The organism is Planktophila warneckei (SeqCode) (assembly GCF_965234675.1).
GTDB classification, from domain to species: Bacteria; Actinomycetota; Actinomycetes; order Nanopelagicales; family Nanopelagicaceae; genus Planktophila; species Planktophila warneckei.
On the sequence record NZ_OZ248350.1, the window covers coordinates 273,572 to 291,826 of the forward strand.

The following is an 18,255-nucleotide window of genomic DNA, read 5'->3' on the forward strand; positions in this document are numbered from 1 at the left end:
CTGGCTTCGCGCCGCGTCTGTGAGATCGTATACTTCTCACATAATGGAATCTCACTCGTTAGGTTCACTATTTGCTGATCTAGCAACCGTCGCCGGCCTGATTTTGCTGGCCGCCCTTTTTGTTGCTGCAGAAATCGCACTCATCTCTTTACGTGAAAGCCAGATCCGCCAATTGGCCAGCCGCGGAAAGCGGGGCGCTCGCGTTGCCAAACTTGCTGAAAATCCCAACCGTTTCTTAGCCGCTGCCCAAGTTGGCGTCACCGTCTGCGGATTCTTATCTGCAGCGTTAGGTGCTGAAAAGTTGGGCGGATATGTCATCCCATGGCTTGAAGGTCGCGGACTATCTGCAGGGTGGAGCAACACTCTTTCAATTGTTGGTGTCACCTTAGTTATCGCCTACTTCTCCTTAGTTTTTGGCGAGCTGGTTCCAAAGCGCCTTGCACTATTTCGCACCGAAGAGATCTCAATGGCCTCTGCTGGAATCATCGATGTAGTTGCAAAGATTTTCCGCCCCATCATTTGGTTACTTTCACGGTCAACAGATTTTGTTGTTCGTGCATTCGGTGTTGATCCAAAGGAACAACGCAGCCAGATGTCAGAAGAAGAGCTGCTTGATCTTGTTGCTGGCCATGCCGCATTAACCGCTGAAGAACGTGACATCGTTGAAGAGGTATTTAACGCATCAGAGCGCCAGGTGCATGAAGTAATGGTGCCGCGCACCGAAGTTGATTTCATGGATGCATCACTAACAGTTGGTAAAGCGATTGAGTTAGCTGTTGAAAAGGCTCACTCTCGCTACCCAGTTGTTCGCGGATCCTCAGATGAAGTTGTGGGCTTTATCCATGTGCGCGATTTATTGGATACCTCGCTTGCAAGTAAGGCTACAAAGATTGTCGAACTTGTTCGCAACATTATGTACTTGCCTGGAACTAAGGGTGTTTTGCCTGCGCTGACAGAAATGCGAGTTCAGGGCCAGCACCTTGCAATTGTTTTAGATGAGTACGGTGGCACTGATGGAATTGTGACTCTCGAGGACTTGGTGGAAGTGCTTATTGGCGATATTCGCGATGAGTACGACGAGCACCAGGATGAGGTTTCGCTAGAAGAGCGAACTGGAGATTTTGAAGTAGATGGCTTGATTTCGATTGAAGATTTAATCGAACAGACACGCCTTGAAATTCCCGAAGGTCCTTATGAAACAGCTAGTGGATTTGTGATGCACTTCTTGGGCCGAATTCCACGTGAACACGATGTTGTGAACGTTAATGGCATCAGAATTACCGTGCTAACCATGGAAGGTAAACGCGCTGGACAGTTATTGATCTCGCGAACCCTGTAACTATGAAAGAATTGCGCCCATGACACAGAAGCGAGTTCTTTCGGGCATTCAGCCAACTAGCGACTCCTTCCACCTGGGTAACTATCTAGGTGCGCTCAAGCAATGGGTCGAGCTACAAGAGGGAAATGATGCCTTTTACTGCATCGTGGATCTGCACGCTTTAACTGGCGAGATCGAACCTGCGCTCTTTAGAAAGCGCACCTTGGCATCTGCGGCGCAGTTAATTGCACTTGGCATCTCACCTGAAAAATCAACACTCTTTGTTCAATCACATGTTGCAGAACATAATCAATTGGGTTGGGTCATGGAATGCCTTGCTGGTTTTGGCGAGGCAAGTCGTATGACTCAGTTCAAAGATAAGTCTGCAAAGGGCGGGGCAGATAGTGCACGTGTTGGTCTATTTACCTATCCAATGTTGCAAGCTGCTGACATTCTCTTGTACCAAGCGCATTACGTTCCAGTTGGTGAAGATCAACGTCAGCACATCGAGTTAACTCGCGATCTTGCTACTCGTTTTAATTCACGATTTGGCGAAACCTTTAGATTGCCAGAAGGTTATATCTTGAAGGCTGGCGCCAAGATTTATGATCTACAAGAGCCAACGTCAAAGATGAGTAAATCATCTGGATCTGTTGCAGGAGTTCTTGAATTGATGGATACACCTGAAGCAAATACAAAGAAGATTAAGTCTGCTGCAACTGATGCTGGCCGCGAAGTAAAGTTTGATGAAAAAGAAAAGCCTGGCATTAGCAATCTGCTAACAATCCACTCATCACTTTCTGGAACTTCTATCGCAGAGTTGGAACGCGAGTTTGAGGGAAAGGGGTATGGCGATTTCAAGGGTGCGGTAGCTGACGTTGTTGTTGAATACTTCCGCCCTATTCGCGCAAAGGCGCTTGAGTTATTGGAAGATGAAAAACACCTCATTGATCTTCTGCACGAAGGTGCAGACAAGGCCCGAGCTGTTGCCTCAGATACCCTTCAAAACACTTATAAAAACTTGGGTTTAGTGAAATAACTGGGCTTGCCCCTCAACCCCACCTTTAGAGTTTTCCAAAACGTTACACCTCCGACATCAAAATCTACGGCGGCGTGTTGAACTTATTCATGCGTAAGTAATAGGCTCACGATTACACAAAGCTTCTGTATTTGCCTTAAAAAAGCAGCTATTGAAGATCCCCTTGAATCCTTGGAGGAAAATTGAAGAAAGTATTTCGTCTTGTAGCAGTAGTTGCTGCAACTGTTTTGGCTGCAACAGCATTCGTTGCACCATCAGCAACAGCAGCATCAAAGGTAAAAGTTGGCCTTGCTTATGACATCGGTGGACGTGGCGACAAGTCATTCAACGATTCAGCAGCAGCTGGTCTAGAAGCAGCAAAGAAGAAGTTTGGTGTTACAGCTAAGGAAATCACAGTTACACAGGGAACAGACTCAGAGCGCGAAGACAAGCTTCGTTTGCTAGCTAAGGCTGGTTACAACCCAATCATCGCTGTTGGATTCCTATACGCAGGACCACTAAAGGCAGTTGCATCAGATTATCCAAACGTTCAGTTCGGAATCATTGATGATGCATCAGTTGATCTACTCAACGTTGCTGGTCTTATCTTCGCTGAAGAGCAGGGTTCATACCTTGCAGGTGTAGCAGCAGCTCTTGCTTCAAAGTCAGGCAAGGTTGGTTACATCGGTGGAGTTCGTATTCCTCTACTACAGAAGTTTGAAGCAGGTTTCGTTGCTGGTGTTAAGGCAACTAACAAGAAGGCAACAGTTGACGTTAAGTACGTAACTGAGTTCCCTGATTTCTCTGGTTTCAATGACCCAGCTAAGGCAAAGGTTATTGCTAAGGGAATGATCGATAAGGGCGCAGATGTAATTTACTCAGCTGCAGGTGGTTCAGGTGCGGGTAACTTCGCAGCTGCAACAGATGCTGCAAAGGCTGGCAAGAAGGTTTGGACTATCGGAGTTGACTCTGATCAGTACCTAACAGCTTCAGCTGCTGAGAAGAAGAACATGCTTACATCAATGATTAAGCGTGTAGATACAGCTGTTTACGATGTTATTGCAACAGCAGTTGCAGGTTCATCTGTTAACGACGTTATCGACGAAGCAGGTATCTACGGTCGTCGTTACGACCTAGCACTTGGTGGCGTTGGCGTTTCTTACTCAGGTGGATACATCAACAAGTACAAGGCTGCAATCGATAAGGCTGCTGCTGGAATCAAGTCAGGCAAGATCAAGGTTCCAACAAAGCCATAATCACCAATTAGTTAAGTGGCTTTTGGCCCAACAATGGAGTTAAATCTCCTTGTTGGGCCAAAGGCTTTTAACTGGTCAGTTGTATTTCAGTCAAAGGAGACTTAAGTGTCAGTAGCAGTTGAACTGCGACACATCACCAAGCGATTCCCGGGCGTTGTAGCCAATAAAGATGTTTCGATGAAGGTTGAAACGGGAACGGTCCACGCATTAGTGGGCGAAAATGGTGCCGGTAAATCCACTGTGATGAAGATTCTGTATGGAATGCAACATCCAGACAGTGGTGAGATCTTGGTTAACGGAACAGTGGTTAATTTAAAGAACCCTAACGATGCAATTGAGTTAGGTATCGGAATGGTTCACCAACACTTTATGTTGGCTGACAACTTCACAGTCTTAGAAAATATTATTTTGGGTGCAGAGCCAAAGCATGGCATGACTATTGATTTCAATGCTGCTCGCGACAAGGTGATGGAGATGTCTAAGGCGTACGGTCTAGATATCGATCCAGATATTTTGGTTGAAGAGCTAGGCGTCGGTCAGCGTCAGCGTGTAGAAATTCTTAAAGTTTTATTCCGCGGTGCAAATATTTTGATCTTTGATGAACCAACAGCGGTACTAGTTCCGCAAGAGGTGGATGATCTTTTCGGCGCGCTACAAGGTTTGCGCGCAAAGGGAATGGCGGTCATCTTTATCTCGCACAAGCTAGATGAGGTACTACGTGTTGCAGATGATGTAACAGTTGTTCGCGCCGGCGAAACTGTGGCTGAGGTAAAGGCAAAGGATGTCACCCCTCGCCAACTGGCAGAGTTAATGGTTGGAAGTGAACTGCCACAGCCAACAACACATGGAGATACTCGTCGTCCCGAAGTTACCTTGGCGCTCAAGGATGTTTCTATCCCTACAGCTACAGGAAGCCGCGACCTGATTTCGCACATTAGCTTTAATCTTCATGCAGGCGAGGTTGTAGGTATCGCCGGAGTTGAAGGCAATGGACAGGCTGAATTAGTAGAAGCGATCATGGGGCTACGTGATTACACAGGCTCAATCGAGTTCCAGGGTTCATCAATTGACCATATGACTGTGGCACATCGCCATGATTTAGGTATTGGTTTAATTCCAGAAGATCGTCAGCGTCAAGCTTTAATGATGAATTCACCATTGTGGGAGAACCGAATTTTGGGTCACCAACGCGGCAAGCCTGTGATGCGCGGTTTTGTTTTAGATAAGAAGGCAACAATTACAGATACCAAGCGCATCATGGAGGAGTTTGATGTTCGCGCTCCTGGTCCAATGACAGCAGCGGCTGCATTGTCTGGTGGAAATCAACAAAAGTTTATTGTTGGTCGTGAAATGAGTAAGGCGCCAGCTTTGCTCGTTGCATCTCATCCGACCCGCGGCGTTGATGTTGGCGCACAAGGTGCGATCTGGGAAGTACTTCGCGAAGCACGTTCTAAGGGAATGGCAATTGTTTTAATCTCTGCCGATCTTGAAGAGCTCATTGGTATGTCTGACCGACTACTTGTGATGTTGCGCGGCGCAGTCACCGCCGAACTTGATCCACAGAAAACTACTCCCGAACAACTTGGTTCAGCGATGACAGGTGCAGCATGAAACTTCCATCACTTCAAAAAATCGCACTAGCTTTGGCTGCTCCAGTAGCTGCAGCGATCGTTTCATTATTAGTTTCTAGTATCGCTGTACTCGCATCGCACAAATCACCGATGCTTGCCTATAAGACAATGTGGGAGTTTGGAACTCAGGGCGGCTCTCTTATGGAGGCGGTCAACTCTGCAACCCCTTATTACATCGCAGCAATTGCAATCGCGGTCACCTTCCGCGCTGGATTGTTCAATATTGGTGTTGAAGGTCAGCTTCGTTTAGGTGCGCTCTTTAGTGCATACATCGGAGCGATGTTTACCTTGCCACCAGTACTTCATGTGCTTGCGATTTTCATTGTCGCAATGACTATCGGCGGGTTGTGGGCATCAATTGCTGCATATCTAAAGGTAAAGCGCGGTGTTAATGAGGTTATCTCAACCATCATGCTGAACAGCCTTGCAGTTGGAATGACCTCATTCCTATTTGCTAAGTACTTTGCAGTTATTACTGAAGGCTCTAACAATCTTTCCACTAAGGAGCTTCCAGAAACAGCGTGGTTCCCTGATTTAGTGCCACTTCTGACAAAGCTCGGAATGCCTGAAATTCAAGGCGCAAGTGTTAATGGAATGCTTGTTATCGCCATTGCTCTTGGATTTATCTTCTGGTTTGTTGTAAATCGCACCCGTTTCGGTTTTGAACTCCGTGCATCTGGTGCAAATCCAATTGCAGCTCGCGTCAGTGGTGTTAACTCCAAGAAGATGACAGTTGTCGCACTTGTTATTTCAGGTGCGATCGCAGGACTTTCAGGCTTACCTGCAGTTCTTGGCGAGACTCACGCCTACAACATGGGATTTAGATCAGGCATCGGTTTCTCTGCAATCGCGGTTGCACTGCTTGGAAGAAACTCTGCTGGAGGAATGGCCTTTAGCGCATTGCTCTTTGGTTTCCTCGAAGTGAGCTCTCGCGCACTTGAGCTAATTGATATCGCACCTGAAACATATGTGATCATGCAAGGTTCCATCTTGCTCAGCTCAGTTATTGCATACGAAGTGGTGCGTCGATTCAAATTGACCTTACAAAGTAAAGAGCTTGCAAAGGCGGTATCAGCATGAAGAACAAAGGCACAAAGCTTCTGCTCAATGCAACATACCTACTTTTGTTGCTCTCCATCATTCGTTTAATTACCGGCGCTAATGATTTAACAAGTGTTGGTACCGCATCTGCTGCTTTACTACTTTCGGTTCCAATTGTTTTGGCAGGTCTTGGAGGTTTGTTCTCTGAGCGTGCAGGTGTTGTAAACATTGGTCTTGAAGGAATGATGATTCTTGGTGCATGGGCTGGCGGATTTATCGGCTCCCAACATGGCCCTTGGTTAGGTTTAGTAGGCGCAATCATCTTTGGTGCAGTTGGAGCATTGCTACATGCAGTTGCAACAATTTCATTCGGCGTTGACCATGTTGTCTCTGGTGTTGCTATTAACATCATGGCCGCAGGTTTAGTTCGTTACCTTTCAACAATTTTGTATCAGGGCGGATCATGGCCTGGTCCATCTCAATCTCCAGATATCAAAGAGATTCCGCTTAATGGCTTACCTGTGCTTTCAGGTGGACACTTCTTTGGCTGGCAGAGCCCAGATATCTTGACTCCAATTGCTGAAAAGCACTGGTTCTTTATCTCTGACTTGGTTGGAATCATTCGAGGAATTACTGGAAACCTTTCCTATGTCACCTTGGTAGCGATGTTATTTGTTCCCTTGGCATTCTTTGTTTTATGGAAGACATCATTTGGATTGCGTTTGCGAAGTGCTGGTGAAGCACCAGTGGCAGCTGAATCACTAGGCGTGAATGTCTATGCGATGAAGTACGCAGGTGTTTTGATCTCTGGTGGTTTAGCAGGTCTTGGTGGCGGGTTCTTAGCGATCGTTGCTGCAAACCACTACCAAGAAAACCAAGTTGCAGGTCGCGGATACATTGGTCTTGCAGCCTTGTTGTTCGGAAATTACCGTCCAGGCGGAGTTCTTGCAGGTGCGGCTCTCTTTGGTTTCGCCGATGCACTACAACTGCGTGATTCACAGGCAATTCATGCATTGATTCTTTTGATTGTTGCCATCTTGGCGTATCTCGTTTATCGCGATATCAAGAAGGGCAAGATGCTTAGTTCGGCAATTAGCTTTGTTATGGCATCAGGTTTGTTGTGGTTCTACTTTGCAGTTGATGAGCTTCCAGGACAGTTAGTATCAATGACTCCATACATCGCAACCTTGCTTGTAATGTCTCTAGCTTCGCAGCGATTGCGAATGCCAGCTGCAGATGGAATGCCATATCGTCGCGGCGGATTGCGATGACAACAATTAATTGGGAATCAATTCATCAATCCGCAATTGGTGCGATGAAGATGGCATATGCGCCGTATTCAAAGTTTCCAGTTGGAGTTGCAGCCCTTGTCAGTGATGGTCGTATCGCAACAGGCTGTAATGTAGAAAACGCTAGTTATGGTGTGGGACTTTGTGCTGAATGTGGATTAGTTTCAAATTTGATTTCAACAGGTGGCGGTCGTTTAATTGCGATCGTATGTGTTGATGGACAAGGAAATTACTTGGCACCATGCGGTCGTTGTCGCCAACTGTTATTTGAACACGGTGGCCCAGAAGCGTTGCTTATGACAGATGACGGCCCACAGAAGATGTCAGCCATGCTGCCTTGGGCCTTTGGTCCGGATGATCTTGATCGCAACGAGCGATAAATGACTCAGCTAGAAGCCTTTTCCGCTGCAGAGGTAATTGCAGCAAAGCGTGATCACCATGCATTAACCGATCCACAGATCGACTGGGTTATTGATGCGTATACACGTGGAGCTGTTGCAGATGAGCAAATGTCTGCGCTGCTTATGGCGATCTTGCTGAATGGCATGGAAAACCGCGAGATCTCACGTTGGACAGATGCCATGATCAAAAGCGGTGAGCGCATGAATTGGTCTGCGCTAACTCGACCAACTGTTGATAAGCATTCAACAGGTGGAGTTGGCGACAAAATTACTTTGCCACTTGCACCACTAGTTGCTGCATGTGGTGCAGCGATTCCACAATTATCAGGACGTGGACTTGGCCATACTGGTGGAACTCTTGATAAGTTGGAATCAATTCCGGGTTGGCGCGCATCACTTTCAAATGAAGAGATGTTAAAGGTTCTACAAGATTGCGGCGCAGTTATCTGTGCAGCGGGTGCTGGTTTAGCTCCAGCGGATAAAAAGTTGTACGCGCTTCGCGATGTAACAGCAACGGTCGAAGCAATTCCACTTATTGCATCATCAATCATGAGCAAGAAAATCGCCGAAGGAACAAGTGCACTTGTACTTGATGTTAAAACAGGCGCGGGTGCATTTATGAGTGATCCGGAAAAAGCAAAAGAGCTTGCACATGTAATGGTTGGACTTGGAAAGCGTGCCGGTGTAAATACCGTTGCCTTAGTTACAGCAATGGATGTTCCGTTGGGATTAACAGCAGGTAATGCACTAGAAGTTCGCGAATCTGTCGAAGTACTTGCCGGTGGGGGACCATCAGATATCGTTGAATTAACTGTGCTGCTTGCTCGCGAAATGTTAGAGCTAGTTGGAATTAAGGATGCAGATCCTGCTGCCGCATTGAAAAATGGAAAAGCCATGGATGTATGGCGTCAAATGATCTCGCTGCAAGGTGGAGATCCAGATGCAAAACTTCCGGTTGCTAAAGAAAACACTGTTGTCACCGCACAGAGCAGCGGAACGATTCTTTCCATGGATGCGATGAAGGTCGGAATGGCTGCTTGGCGTTTAGGTGCTGGCCGTTCTCGTCAGGGTGAGGCTGTTCAGGCAGGTGCTGGTATCGAAATTCATGCTAAGCCAGGTGAGGTTGTAAGCGCGGGATCACCCCTTTATACGCTCCACACAGACACTCCAGCGGCCTTTACGCGGGCTTTGGAGTCGCTAGAGGGCTCTGTGACCATCGGTGATGTTCCTGCCGGCGGAATTGATCGTCTGCCATTAGTTCTAGAGCGAATCACCGATTAAGGGGCCAATCACATGTCGATGACAAGTATTCCTACAAAGGAGCAAATCAAATTAGTTCCTAAGGTGATGTTGCATGATCACCTTGATGGAGGACTTCGCCCGCAAACAATTATTGATATTGCTCAAGAGATTGGTTACACCGCTCTTCCAACACATGATGCAGCTGAACTCGCAACCTGGTTCCGTGAATCATGTGATTCAGGCTCATTGGTTCGATACCTAGAAACCTTTTCTCACACAATCGCAGTAATGCAACGCCGTGAAGACATTGTTCGAGTAGCCCGTGAATGCGCTCTTGATTTAGCCCGTGATGGAGTTGTGTACGCCGAAGTTCGTGGAGCACCTGAACTTTTCACTGAAAAAGGTTTATCAATGGCAGATGTCGTTGAGGCAACAATTGAAGGTTATGAAATTGGTATGAAAGAAGCAGCAGCTGAAGGTCATCCAATTGTTGTGCGTTCACTTTTGTGTGGAATGCGTCAAAACAAAAAATCTCAAGAGGTTGCCGAACTAGTTGTGAAGTACCGAGATAAAGGAGTGGTCGGATTTGATATCGCTGGTCCTGAAGATGGTTTCCCGCCGTCTGATCAAAAAGATACTTTTGATTATCTTCGTAAAGAAGATGCCCATTTTACTATCCATGCTGGTGAAGCGTACGGACTCCCATCAATCTGGGAAGCGATCCAACTCTGCGGAGCCGAACGCTTAGGTCACGGAGTACGAATTATCGATGACATCGACTTTTCTGGTCCTGAACCAAAGCTCGGTCGCCTTGCATCGTATGTTCGCGATCGTCGAATTCCACTAGAACTATGTCCAACCTCAAATCTTCAAACAGGTGCAGCTGCCAGTTATGCAGAGCATCCAATTGGAGCATTGGAGAAGTTACGTTTTCGCGTAACTTTAAATACCGATAACCGTTTGATGAGCCAAACCTCTTTATCCTTTGAGATGGAGGAGGCGGTTAAAGCCTTTAATTGGAGCTTTACTGAGCTCCAAAGAGTCACGATTAACGCTATGAAGAGCGCATTTATCCCTTATCCAGAGCGTTTAAAGATTATCGAGCAGGTCATTAAGCCAGGGTATGCAAAGGTGTCAGCTGCTTCATGATTGATTTCAACGATTCAGCCTTTGTAGAAAATCCATATCCTGCGCTCAAAGAACTTCGCACAGTTGGCCAACCAGTTTGGCACGAAGGTCTGCAGATGTTTTTAGCTGCACGCCATGCAGATGCTAATGATGTATTTCGCAATAAATCTTTGGGCAGAATCTTTAAGGAAAAGAGCCCTGAATTTGAGTGGGAGATTTTCAACTGGTTACACGCAGATTCAATTCTAGATAGCGAGCCTCCAAAGCACACTCGTTTGCGTTCATTAGTTGCCAAGGCATTTAATCGTCAAAAGATCGAAGGTATGCGTCCTGCAGTTGGCCGCATCACCGATCAATTATTAGATGCAATTGATGCCAAAGTTAAATCAGGTCAAACATTTGATTTGATTGCAGATTATGCAGAGCCTTTGCCAGTAAAGATTATTGCCGATCTTTTGGGATTCCCGGAAACGGAAGAACATCTACTTCGCCCGTGGTCACAGGCGATTGTAAAGATGTATGAAGTAAATCCAAGTGTTCAATATCAGAACGAGGCAAAGCAGGCCGCACGAGAGTTTGCAGATTACGTTCGTGATTTAGCTGAAAAGCGTAAGAAGAACCCGGGTCAAGATTTAATTTCAGATCTAGCAAGTGTTGAAGAAAATGGTGAAAAGCTGAACATGCACGAGCTGGTTGCTACCTGTGTCTTGCTATTAAATGCAGGGCATGAGGCAAGTGTGAACGCATTTGGAAATGGCATGGTTGCGGCATTACAGCGTCCTGATCAAGTGAAGCTACTTCGCGAAAATCCTCGTGGTGTTACAGATACCGCGCTTGAAGAGTTCATGCGTTTTGATGCACCACTTCACCTGTTTGAGCGAACAGCAACAGCAGATACCGAACTTGGGGGAGTTGCTATTAGGGAAGGGCAAAAGATTGCCGCCCTTATTGGCTCTGCAAACCATGATGAAACAGTCTTTTCTAGCCCTGAAATGATGGATTTAACCCGTGATCCAAATCCACATATTGGTTTTGGCGCGGGAATTCACTTCTGTTTGGGTGCTCCGCTTGCTCGTCTTGAAATGAGCGTTTCATTACCTGCGCTGTGGGAAAGATTCCCCACTATGCAATTAGCAGGAGAAGCTGTTCGACGACCGACCTTTGTATTACGAGGTTATGAAAGTGTCGCGATCTCTGCTTGATCTGGGTATGAAGATTGTGCACCTTTGCGGGTAACGCTCAGGGATGCAACCTTAATTCCAAAGCTCATAGCTTCAATTGGATCTTTTCCGCTTGCAAGCGAGTAAGCAAAACTTCCTACAAATGAATCACCTGCACCCGTTGTATCGACGGCGGTTAACTTTGGTGCGCTGACGCGATGAAGTTCGCCTTGCGGGCTGATGTAAACAGCGCCTTCGCTACCTAATGTGACTATCGAACTCTTGCCGGGTCTAAAGCTTTTCAATACATCATCGCTAGTCGGCAAAGAACCATGTAGTTCGCGGAATTCCGTTTCGTTGGGGATCAACCAATCTGTAAGTTGAAGTAACTCAGCAGATAATTCTTGATATGGAGCAGGGTTTAAAATTGTTGTGCACCCGCGAGCTTTCGCAGCTTTGAATGCTGCGATTGTGACTTCTTGCTTAATTTCACATTGAGCTACAACGATCTGTAGCTCTGCAATTGAATTGATGGCAGCAACAGCTCGAGAGATCTCTATTTCGTGGTTTGCTCCAGGAATAATGATGATCCGGTTTTCTCCGCGGCCATCTACCCAAATATGGGCAACTCCATTAGGTGTCTCGCTTCGATCAACGTACTGCGAATTAATTCCAACCTTTACAAAATTATCAGCGATTGCGGTGCCGAATACATCGTTGCCAAGTTTTCCGATGAAGTGAACTTCTGCGCCACAATGGGCTGCCATAACCGCTTGGTTTGCACCTTTTCCACCAAAACCTGTTGTGAAAAGCTGCCCCGCTAAGGTTTGACCAGCTTCAGGAAGGACATCGGCATAAGCGGTTAAATCCATCATTGCACTGCCTACGACGGCTATTACTGCAGGTCTCATAACGCTAGGCTAGCCGTTATGACCAAAACTTCAATCATTATGGATGTAGATACCGGCGTAGATGATGCCTTTGCTGTTCTGTTTGCAGCGATGCATCCAGATATCAACCTCCTGGGTATTACCTGCGTAGATGGCAATACCAATGTTGATCAAGTGGTTGCCAATACATTTAAAGTGTTGGATGCAGCTGGCGCAGGGGATATCCCTGTTGCTCGTGGAGCTGTTCGCCCATTATTGGGCAAGAGTCAATACGCCGAATATGTTCATGGAAAAGATGGAATGTGCGATCTCGGAATTGCTCCATCCCACCGCAAGGTAGATCCTCGTAGCGCTGTTGAATTACTGCGTGATTTGATTGAAGAATCAACTGAACCCGTCACAATTGTTCCCGTTGCTCCCTTAACAAACATTGCCCTGTTCTTGCGAGCATTTCCTGAGACCGCAAAGAAGATTCATCGCATCGTATTGATGGGCGGGTCTGCATCCGCCGGAAATGCAACCGCTGCCGCAGAATTTAATGTGTGGCATGACCCAGAGGCTGCCGCAATTGTTTTCCAGAGCGGCGTACCAATTTCGATGTATGGATTAGATGTCTTTATGCGTCCAACTGTTGGTCGAGAAGAAGCGACTGCAATGAGCAAGTCAGACAAGCCTTCATCTCAATTTGCTGGATCACTTGCTCTTGGCTTTATGGAGCAGGTTCGTACAGACCCAATTTCATTGGGAGATTACGGTGCGGTCGCTTTTGCGATTCAGCCAGAACTATTTACAACAGAATTGTTTGATGTCGTTGTTGATACGTCAGCTGGCCCTGCACGTGGTCAGACAATTGTTGATCGTCGTGATGCATGGCTAAAGCAGTTAGAACCACTTGATCTAGAGGATTCTGCAAAGGTGCGCGTAGCCCTTGATCTAGATGTTGATGCGGTCGTGAAATTGTGGCTAAAAACCGTTAATTCTTAAGGGTTTAGAGGCCTATTGGATGCCAAACAGTTTTGGCTTCCATAAAGGCAATGATGCGACCTGGATCTGCAGATTTAAATGAGTAGATCCGTTTCAGGTTTTCAGCTCCGGCTACCTTGATATCCGCATGCTGCTTTGCAGGCAGTCCAGATATATCTAGTGCATCAATATCCATGTGCGATGCCATCCATGGTGCAATCTCATCTTTTTTACCGGTCAAGATATTGATGACACCTGCTGGCAGGTCGCTGGTTGCAAGCACCTCTGCAAATGTCATTGCAGAAAGTGGTGCTTTTGAACTTGCCAAGACAATAACGGTATTTCCTGAGGTAATGATTGGCGCTACAACATCGATCAATCCAAGTAACGATGGAGTCTCTGGCGCGATAGCAGCAACAACTCCAATGCTTTCTGGAATTGTAAAGTTATAGAAAGGACCAGCAACTGGGTTTGTTGATCCTGCTAAAGATGCAATCTTGTCTGTCCAGCCGGCGTACCACACTAAACGATCTACTGAATCTGTAACTTCCTTTTCAGCCTTCGCTTTAGTTGCACCAGTAACATTCATGATCTCTTCTACAAACTGCCCACGTCGACCTTCAAGCATTTCTGCAATTCGATACAGGATCTGTCCACGGTTATACGCAGTTGCCTTGTTCCAGCCACTATGTGCTGCACGAGCTGCAACTACTGCATCACGTAAATCTTTGCGAGATGCAAGACATGGATTAGCAACAAATACGCCCTTTGCATTCTTAACTTCGTAGGTGCGACCAGATTCGGTGCGAGGGAATGCGCCATTGATGTACAACTTGTAAGTCTTCTTCACATCGATGCGATTACTCATGGCTGACTCCCTTCAAATATGCAGACAGGCCGTGACGTCCGCCTTCGCGACCCCACCCCGATTCCTTATATCCACCAAATGGTGAGGTTGGATCAAACTTATTAAAGGTATTTGCCCAGATAACACCTGCACGAAGCTGCTGAGATGCCCACAATGTGCGCGATCCCTTCTCGCTCCAGATGCCCGCAGATAGGCCAAAGGGGGTGTTATTCGCCTTTTCTATCGCCTCTTGTGGAGTTCTAAAGGTAAGAACTGAGAGAACAGGTCCGAAGATCTCTTCACGTGCAATGCGGTGCGCTTGTGTAACACCGGTAAAGATTGTTGGTGCAAACCAGAACCCCTTTGCTGGCAGATTACATGCTGGGCTCCAACGTTCAGCGCCTTCAGAATCTCCAGCAGCTGCGAGCTCAACAATCTTTGCAAGTTGTTCCTTGCTGTTAATTGCACCCACATCTGTGTTTTTATCCATTGGATCACCAACACGGATCTTTTCCATACGATTCTTTAACTTGTGCAGAACTTCATCAGCAACGCTTTCTTGCAACAGCAGACGTGAGCCAGCGCAGCACACATGTCCCTGGTTGAAGAAGATTCCGTTGACGATACCTTCCACGGTTTCATCGATTGGTGCATCATCAAAAACAATATTTGCAGCTTTGCCACCGAGTTCCAGTGTCACGCTCTTATTAGTTGGTGCAACTGCGCGAGCAATAATCTTTCCGACTTCTGTTGATCCTGTGAATGCGATCTTGTCGATACCAGGATGGTTAACAATCAAAGCACCAGTTGAACCATCACCTGTAAGAATATTGACTACACCTGCAGGTAGTTCTGCTTGTTGGCACACTTCAGCAAAGAGCAAAGCGGTTAATGGCGTTGATTCAGCAGGCTTTAGTACAACGGTATTTCCTGCAGCAAGTGCAGGAGCAACCTTCCAGGCCAGCATCAATAGTGGAAAGTTCCACGGAATAATTTGACCAGCAACGCCGAGCGGTTTTGGAGAAGTACCAAGACCTGCATATTCAAGTTTGTCTGCCCAACCTGCGTGATAGAAAAAGTGTGCTGCTGCCAAAGGAATATCAGTGTCGCGTGATTCGCGGATCGGCTTGCCGTTATCGAGAGTCTCTAGCACTGCAAATTCGCGGGCACGCTCCTGCATGATGCGAGCGATGCGATACAAGTACTTTCCGCGCTCTTTGCCAGACATCTTTGACCAGGTAGTTGTGTACGCCTTACGAGCTGCCTTTACAGCTGCATCAACTTCAGCTTTACCGGCAAGTGCAACCTGACTTAAAACCTCTTCAGTCGCAGGGTTAATAGTGGGGAAGTGCTTGCTGCCTGCAACAAACTTTCCGCCGATGAAATGTCCATACTTTGGCTTGATTGTGACAATTGCGCGTGATTCAGGCGCTGGTGCATATTCGAAGGTCATAGTTGTCTCCATTAATCCATCGTCACATACTGCGGGCTTGAGTAATAACCATCATCCATCTTCATGCGTTGCATAAGTAGATCGTTGAGCAACGCACTGGCACCAATTCTAAATAACTGAGGATTGAGCCACTCTGGTCCAACGGTTTCGTTGACCAAGACTAATTGCTTGATCGCATCCTTTGTATTTCGGATTCCACCTGCAGGTTTCACACCGATGCGAGTCTGCGTCATCTCGTAGAAATCACGAACCGCTTCAAGCATGACAAGAACAACTGGGGGAGTTGCAGCGGGTGCAACCTTTCCAGTGGAAGTCTTAATGAAATCCGCACCAGCTGCCATTGCCAAGAATGATGCCTTACGAACATTGTCATATGTGACCAATTCGCCGGTTTCAAAGATCACCTTTAAATGCACCTTATCGCCACACACTTCGCGGATTTGAACAATCTCATTAAATACATCGATGTATCGGCCAGCTAAGAAAGCTCCACGATCAATGACCATGTCGATTTCAGCAGCACCGGCGTTGATTGCATCTTGTGTATCTTGAATCTTGACCGCCATCGATGCGCGACCTGATGGAAATGCCGTTGAAACCGCTGCAACTGGCACATGCTGCCCCCCAATTAAATCAAGGTGTTTACGCGCAATTTCGACCATATCGTTGTAAACGCAGACAGCTCCAACACTTGGAACAGTTGAATCTGTGGGATCTGGGCGTACCGCTTTGGTACACAGCGCTTTCACTTTGCCAGGAGTATCAGCACCTTCAAGGGTGGTTAAATCCACCATCGTGATTGCGGTGTCGATCGCCCAACGCTTTGAGGTTGTTTTAATACTTCTGGTTGCAAGCATCGCAGCGCGTGCTTCAGCGCCAACTTGGTCAACACCCGAAAGATTGTTCAGGTAACTCTTTAGCGAGGCTTCGGTACCATCGACTAAACCATAGAAACTCACGATAACAATTCCTTTAACGGTGGACGTAGCTGATCTAGAACTACTTGCGCAGTCTTTGAATCCTTTTCGATCGCCTCAATGTAACACTTCATCTTTGCTTCAGTGCCACTTGGGCGGATGATGATTCGAACCCCACCAGTTAGCCAGATTCGTAATCCATCTGTTGGAGGCAAGCCATCTGTTGGTGCAGCAAGATCATCAATCGAAGTGACGGTACGTCCTGCAATTTCCTTCGGTGGATTGTTTCGCAAGCCCCCAAGGATTACGCCAACCTTTGATAGATCGCTTAAGCGAATCGAAATCTGTTCTGTCGCATGGAAACCATGTCGTGCCCATACCTCATCAAGAAGATCAAGCACTGTCTTTCCTTCTGCTGCAAGATCTGTTGCAATCTGCGCCAAAGTTATAGCGGCAGAAATTCCATCTTTATCATTTACGGTAACTGCATCAACTGCATAACCAAGCGCTTCTTCATAACCAAAGGTCAAACCCTTGATCTTGGCAAGCCATTTAAAACCGGTAAGAGTTTCTTTAAATTCAAGGTTGTAATGAGCAGCAATCTTCTTCAAGATCGAGGATGAAACAATTGAGTTCGCAAAGATTCCGGTGCTGCTCTTGCGAGCAATAGATTCACCGAAAATCGCCCCTAGTTCATCTCCGCGAAGCATTCTCCAGCCGGTAATTGGATCATTAACCGCTGCCGCGCAACGGTCAGCATCAGGATCATTGGCGATTACTAGATGGGCATCAAAACTCTTAGCTGTTTCAAGGGCAAGATCAATTGCACCCGGCTCTTCAGGGTTTGGAAATGCAACCGTTGGAAAATCAGGATCAGGAGCTGCTTGAGCATCAACCAGGATCGGCGATTGAAAACCAGCTTTGTGAAATACGCGTTGAATCGTTTCAGTGCCAACACCATGCATCGCGGTGTAAACAATTCGCAGATTGCCAGGATTAGTGGCAAGAGATGCTGTGCGTGCAATGTACTTTTCAATGACATCTTCGCCCAACACTGTCCACTCTTTGCCACGTGGTTGTGCCTTTAATGAAGTAATCCCATCAATTTTCTCTGCGATTGATACATCGGTAGGAGAAACGATTTGTGATCCTCGATATTCGATTCCATCAACTGTTCCACCTAAATAAACCTTGTATCCGTTATCTTGCGGTGGGTTGTGACTTGCCGTCACCATAATTCCGACATCACATGCCAAATCATTTGTTGCAAATGCCAGCACCGGAGTTGGAAGTGGACGTGGCAAGACATAAACCTTCATTCCGGCGCCGCTCATAATTTCAGCGGTTTCAAAGGTGTAATCCTCTGAGCCATAACGCGCATCACGACCAATTACTACAGAAGTTAAATTGCGTTCCTTCATGTAAGCAACGATTCCGGATGCAGCGCGACCAACAACTGCACGGTTCATTCCTGAAGGACCAGGGCGGATAGGCCCACGCAAACCAGCGGTACCAAATTGAAGAAAACCATTAAATGATGCGCGAAGTTCTGCTTCGTTGTTTGTGTCTAGCCATTGGCGCAACTGTGCAGCGGTTACCGGGTCTGGATCATCTGCAATCCAGGCCTCAACCTCAGCGATTAATGATTGATCCATGCTCCTAGAGTAACTTCGGAACAACTCCTTGAAAAGTCTTGAAAAC

General features: G+C 46.8%; 16 protein-coding genes. 11 read left to right on the forward strand and 5 right to left on the reverse strand.

What is annotated here, in order from left to right:
* Positions 1-43 precede the first annotated feature (43 nt).
* The 10 genes from AC8GFU_RS01520 (at position 44) to AC8GFU_RS01565 (ending at position 11,526) form a co-directional block, all read left to right on the forward strand.
* Positions 44-1,339 (forward strand): hemolysin family protein, encoded by a 1,296-nt coding sequence (locus tag AC8GFU_RS01520; protein ID WP_506626743.1) that lies wholly within the window; start codon positions 44-46, stop codon positions 1,337-1,339.
* Between the two features lie 19 nt (positions 1,340-1,358).
* Positions 1,359-2,357: a tryptophan--tRNA ligase gene (trpS, locus tag AC8GFU_RS01525; protein WP_506626744.1), complete on the forward strand. Its 999-nt coding sequence runs from the start codon at positions 1,359-1,361 to the stop codon at positions 2,355-2,357.
* 182 nt (positions 2,358-2,539) lie between these two features.
* The gene (locus AC8GFU_RS01530) at positions 2,540-3,592 is read left to right on the forward strand and encodes a BMP family lipoprotein (RefSeq protein ID WP_506626745.1); all 1,053 of its coding nucleotides are present in this window, start codon (positions 2,540-2,542) and stop codon (positions 3,590-3,592) included.
* A gap of 105 nt (positions 3,593-3,697) precedes the next feature.
* A complete protein-coding gene (locus AC8GFU_RS01535) occupies positions 3,698-5,203 on the forward strand; it encodes an ABC transporter ATP-binding protein (protein WP_506626746.1) in 1,506 nt (501 codons plus the stop codon).
* Positions 5,200-6,303, forward strand: a complete 1,104-nt coding sequence (locus AC8GFU_RS01540) for an ABC transporter permease (RefSeq protein WP_506626747.1) — start codon at positions 5,200-5,202, stop codon at positions 6,301-6,303. Before AC8GFU_RS01535 ends, AC8GFU_RS01540 begins: the two co-directional genes overlap by 4 nt.
* On the forward strand, positions 6,300-7,535 hold the full coding sequence (locus tag AC8GFU_RS01545) for an ABC transporter permease (protein ID WP_506626748.1): 1,236 nt from the start codon (positions 6,300-6,302) through the stop codon (positions 7,533-7,535). The genes AC8GFU_RS01540 and AC8GFU_RS01545 overlap by 4 nt, the downstream gene beginning before the upstream one ends.
* Positions 7,532-7,933 (forward strand): cytidine deaminase, encoded by a 402-nt coding sequence (locus AC8GFU_RS01550; protein ID WP_506626749.1) that lies wholly within the window; start codon positions 7,532-7,534, stop codon positions 7,931-7,933. Before AC8GFU_RS01545 ends, AC8GFU_RS01550 begins: the two co-directional genes overlap by 4 nt.
* Entirely contained in the window at positions 7,934-9,235 is a 1,302-nt protein-coding gene (locus AC8GFU_RS01555) for a thymidine phosphorylase (RefSeq protein ID WP_506626750.1), read from the forward strand.
* A gap of 12 nt (positions 9,236-9,247) precedes the next feature.
* A complete protein-coding gene (locus AC8GFU_RS01560) occupies positions 9,248-10,345 on the forward strand; it encodes an adenosine deaminase (protein WP_506626751.1) in 1,098 nt (365 codons plus the stop codon).
* Entirely contained in the window at positions 10,342-11,526 is a 1,185-nt protein-coding gene (locus AC8GFU_RS01565) for a cytochrome P450 (protein WP_506626752.1), read from the forward strand. The genes AC8GFU_RS01560 and AC8GFU_RS01565 overlap by 4 nt, the downstream gene beginning before the upstream one ends.
* Here the strand turns inward: AC8GFU_RS01565 and rbsK are convergent.
* On the reverse strand, positions 11,499-12,395 hold the full coding sequence (gene rbsK, locus AC8GFU_RS01570) for a ribokinase (RefSeq protein WP_506626753.1): 897 nt from the start codon (positions 12,393-12,395) through the stop codon (positions 11,499-11,501). The two genes, AC8GFU_RS01565 and rbsK, sit on opposite strands and share 28 nt — an antisense overlap.
* Before the next feature lie 18 nt (positions 12,396-12,413).
* Between rbsK and AC8GFU_RS01575 the strand changes: the two genes are divergently transcribed.
* Positions 12,414-13,358, forward strand: a complete 945-nt coding sequence (locus tag AC8GFU_RS01575) for a nucleoside hydrolase (protein ID WP_506626754.1) — start codon at positions 12,414-12,416, stop codon at positions 13,356-13,358.
* A gap of 4 nt (positions 13,359-13,362) precedes the next feature.
* Here the strand turns inward: AC8GFU_RS01575 and AC8GFU_RS01580 are convergent, their stop codons facing one another.
* From AC8GFU_RS01580 to AC8GFU_RS01595, 4 genes are read right to left on the reverse strand one after another with little or no spacing between them, the layout of a single operon-like run.
* Positions 13,363-14,205 carry an aldehyde dehydrogenase family protein gene (locus AC8GFU_RS01580; RefSeq protein ID WP_506626755.1) on the reverse strand — a complete coding sequence of 281 codons (843 nt, stop codon included), beginning with the start codon at positions 14,203-14,205 and terminating at the stop codon, positions 13,363-13,365.
* Positions 14,198-15,649, reverse strand: a complete 1,452-nt coding sequence (locus AC8GFU_RS01585; RefSeq protein WP_506626756.1) for an aldehyde dehydrogenase family protein — start codon at positions 15,647-15,649, stop codon at positions 14,198-14,200. The genes AC8GFU_RS01580 and AC8GFU_RS01585 overlap by 8 nt, the downstream gene beginning before the upstream one ends.
* The gene (gene deoC / locus AC8GFU_RS01590) at positions 15,649-16,596 is read right to left on the reverse strand and encodes a deoxyribose-phosphate aldolase (RefSeq protein WP_506626757.1); all 948 of its coding nucleotides are present in this window, start codon (positions 16,594-16,596) and stop codon (positions 15,649-15,651) included. Before deoC ends, AC8GFU_RS01585 begins: the two co-directional genes overlap by 1 nt.
* Complete coding sequence (locus AC8GFU_RS01595; protein WP_506626758.1) at positions 16,593-18,209, reverse strand: phospho-sugar mutase; 1,617 nt, start codon at positions 18,207-18,209, stop codon at positions 16,593-16,595. The genes deoC and AC8GFU_RS01595 overlap by 4 nt, the downstream gene beginning before the upstream one ends.
* Positions 18,210-18,255 lie beyond the last annotated feature (46 nt).